The sequence below is a fragment of the Dyella choica genome, from assembly GCF_003977665.1.
Classification (GTDB): Bacteria; Pseudomonadota; Gammaproteobacteria; order Xanthomonadales; family Rhodanobacteraceae; genus Dyella_B; species Dyella_B choica.
Genome location: NZ_RYYV01000060.1, coordinates 1 through 2,693, shown reverse-complemented (window position 1 = coordinate 2,693; position 2,693 = coordinate 1). Strand labels below are relative to the sequence as shown.

General features: G+C 54.7%; 4 protein-coding genes and 1 pseudogene. All 5 read right to left on the bottom strand.

Going from position 1 to position 2,693, the window contains the following annotated elements; all coding sequences use genetic code 11:
* Positions 1–90: 90 nt before the first annotated feature.
* Positions 91–540: a tetratricopeptide repeat protein gene (locus EKH80_RS23670; protein WP_126687253.1), complete on the bottom strand. Its 450-nt coding sequence runs from the start codon at positions 538–540 to the stop codon at positions 91–93.
* Positions 541–717: 177 nt separating this feature from the next.
* On the bottom strand, positions 718–1,047 hold the full coding sequence (locus tag EKH80_RS23665; protein ID WP_126687252.1) for a hypothetical protein: 330 nt from the start codon (positions 1,045–1,047) through the stop codon (positions 718–720).
* Positions 1,048–1,137: 90 nt separating this feature from the next.
* Entirely contained in the window at positions 1,138–1,497 is a 360-nt protein-coding gene (locus EKH80_RS23660) for a hypothetical protein (protein ID WP_126687251.1), read from the bottom strand.
* Between the two features lie 208 nt (positions 1,498–1,705).
* Positions 1,706–2,224 (bottom strand): hypothetical protein, encoded by a 519-nt coding sequence (locus EKH80_RS23655; RefSeq protein ID WP_126687250.1) that lies wholly within the window; start codon positions 2,222–2,224, stop codon positions 1,706–1,708.
* Positions 2,225–2,353: 129 nt separating this feature from the next.
* Positions 2,354–2,693, bottom strand: a pseudogene (locus tag EKH80_RS23650) (hypothetical protein); the annotation flags it as partial.

Genomic DNA, 2,693 nt, shown 5'->3' with positions numbered 1-2,693 from the left:
CACGATGCGCTCGGCGGTATGACGCCCGCCGAGTACCGTTACCACTACGCCAGAAGCTCTACTTCTGAAATGTCCACTTGACGGGGGAGCTTACGAGAGCGCCAGCGCTTGCTTAAGGCTTGCCTCGGCATGAAGCAGGTCGCCAAGGGAGCCATACGCGTAGCCACGAAGGTAATAAGCCATCGCCCAATTTGGCTTGCTCAACACCACCGAATCTTGATGGTTTGTGGATGCAATGCTCGAATAGAGCAGCGCCTCCGTCAGCGTTTGGGCGCAATAGACTTGCTTCTTGCTATGGGCGTAGGCCGTTTCGTAGGTGTGTATGACCTGCGCAAGCGGGCCGTTGATGGCATCGGCATTCCTGCCCGCCTTGATTTGGGCCATGGCCTGCTGCAGAAGCTGCTCCTGGGCGGCATCGTCAACCGTCGAACTAGCCGGTGTTTCAGGCGGTGGCGCAACAGGCGCCGCCTGCGCGTAGCAAGCTGCGCCCCATCCCAACCCAAGCAAGGCAAATCCCATCCGTAAGAATGCAGCCGCCATACGCCCCCGTTCCCATGGCCTGATTTTCTCGAAAAGCCTAGTCCGATTTCGGTATGCGGCGCAAGCAGCGCGAGGTAAAGTTTGCCAACATTAGGCGGGCATTAACTATCCTTATGGGTCCCTGAGGGCATCGCCAAATTTGGAGTGCCTGCTCCGGGTTGTCGAATACAATCATCACTAAAGCGAATACTCGACCTTGTGCGATACCTTTTTGCTACCCCACGGAAACACGGTATAGCGATTGCGACTCATGGCTGCATGCATGCCCCAAGGCACGCTGTAGTAAACGTCTACGACAAAAGGCCAAGCTACCCGCGAGGTAATGGGGATATCGGCCGTATCGACGGCTTTTTCCATGGTGAATCCCTTTACATGTCTGGCGACCAGGTCTCGCGACGTATCGGTAAGGCAATCTTTCTTGGCCTGAAAAGCCAGTCCGTAACCGACGCTTGCCACCGGCAATACAAATATCAGCGTACCTGCCAATACTTTCCTTACCATCGCCACCAGCGCCCTCCAGCTTCCGAAGTAGTCAGCATGAAAATACCTCTGCCGTCATCTTTGTCACGTCAGATTTGGATGGCGAACATTCGACAGTCAACGATCCGCCACTTGGTGGTCCGAACTTAGGGTTCCTGGCGACATATCGCCGGCCAGCTGTAATGCCTGTTCAAACGCGCGAAAAATCAGGACGGCACCCAGGGCGCCAACCACACACTCGACAAACAAACACGCGTTGGCGAGATAGAACAGTGTCCAGCGAGTAGAAACGCTCTGTGAAAGGATGTGCGGCACCACCTGTAACGCTCCACATGCCAAGCCGAAGGCTTGAGCGATCGCCGCCACCGCCAATGACTTGTGACCGGTTCGTTTGTACGTCCGGATTTGTAAAAACAATAGGAAGGTGCCCGTCAAAAGCGCCAACAGAATCCCGCCCCAAGCCATCGCATTCGCCATCTGTGATCCTTCTAATCAAATCCTATGATGCCCACTCCAGGGTTGTGGATTCAGCCGGTGGATGCAACACACTAAAGACGGCGTAGGTTGCGGGAGTGTTGCGTCCATCGGCTGAATCCGCAGCCGGAAGGGGACTTGACCGAAAACGTAAATTTTCGACTTGTGCCCTTAGCGCCTGAAGGCCCCATGGGAACCTTCAGCGCGCCCCTTAGTCAGCCTGAGCGGCCTCCCCTCTTCGAATCACCCACCTAGCAATTTGGAAGGGACGGCTAACAAAGAAGACGCCGGCAGTCATCTCGAGGAGATATAAGGCCATGCTTATCTTTCCGCTCGAGCCAAGCGCTTCGAACGCCGAATTGCCATCGTGAGATAGCGCAACCACTTTAAACCAAAGCGTCAAGAAGGGAATTAGCGCCTCCTTGATCCACCATAGACCCAGCAAGATACAGCCGGCGACAATGATGTCGCCCAATGAGAGAGAAGGTGTTTGCGGCCTCGGCACTCCAGATAGCAGCCCAGTGGCCAGGGGCGCGCTAAAGATCCATAAGATGAATGCGATCAGAAAAATGACCGACCACACCAACGCAAACATCCAAATCGGGCTGTTGCCCAACTGAGTGTTAAAGGCCTTGAGCGCAGACGCGATGAAGAATAGCTGCAGCCCGCTGATTATCAGCCAGAGTGCGAACAATCTTAGGCATACAGCAACAAAGTGTTTCGGTGTCATCTCAAATCCCTTATTCCCCAAAAATCGATCTCGTAACGTCGGCTTAGTCGTAAGCGGACATTCAAGCCTTGGGCCCTTTTTTACTTCAAAGCGTGCCCGGTCTGTGTAAGTGACTGAAGTGAAGCCCCGCTAAGTGTCGTAGTCACCGCTATCCCAAGGCTCGAAGAACGCCATGTAGTTACCGGGTTGCATCTCCACGGCCCAAACATCATCGTCTTCTTCCGGTTCTCGGACGATCAAACCGAACTTGATGCCAAAGTGCTCAATCTCGAATGGCGCAACCTCCACCCGCTTGAAGGAAATCTCTCCCAGGCTTGCGAGCCTTTCATCAAACAGGCTACGACGGGCGCTCTCGTCCAAACTTGAGCGCGGACTGCCCTGGTCTAATGGTTTCGGACACCGCGATAGGGGATGATTCCCGCCCCGAGACCGATCCCCATGAAACGATCTTCCCGCCGAACATTCGATA

Coding starts and splice junctions, on each gene's coding strand:
- EKH80_RS23670 (WP_126687253.1), bottom strand. CDS start 540: ATGGCGGCTGCATTCTTACGGATGGGATTTGCCTTGCTTGGGTTGGGA.
- EKH80_RS23660 (WP_126687251.1), bottom strand. CDS start 1,497: ATGGCGAATGCGATGGCTTGGGGCGGGATTCTGTTGGCGCTTTTGACG.
- EKH80_RS23655 (WP_126687250.1), bottom strand. CDS start 2,224: ATGACACCGAAACACTTTGTTGCTGTATGCCTAAGATTGTTCGCACTC.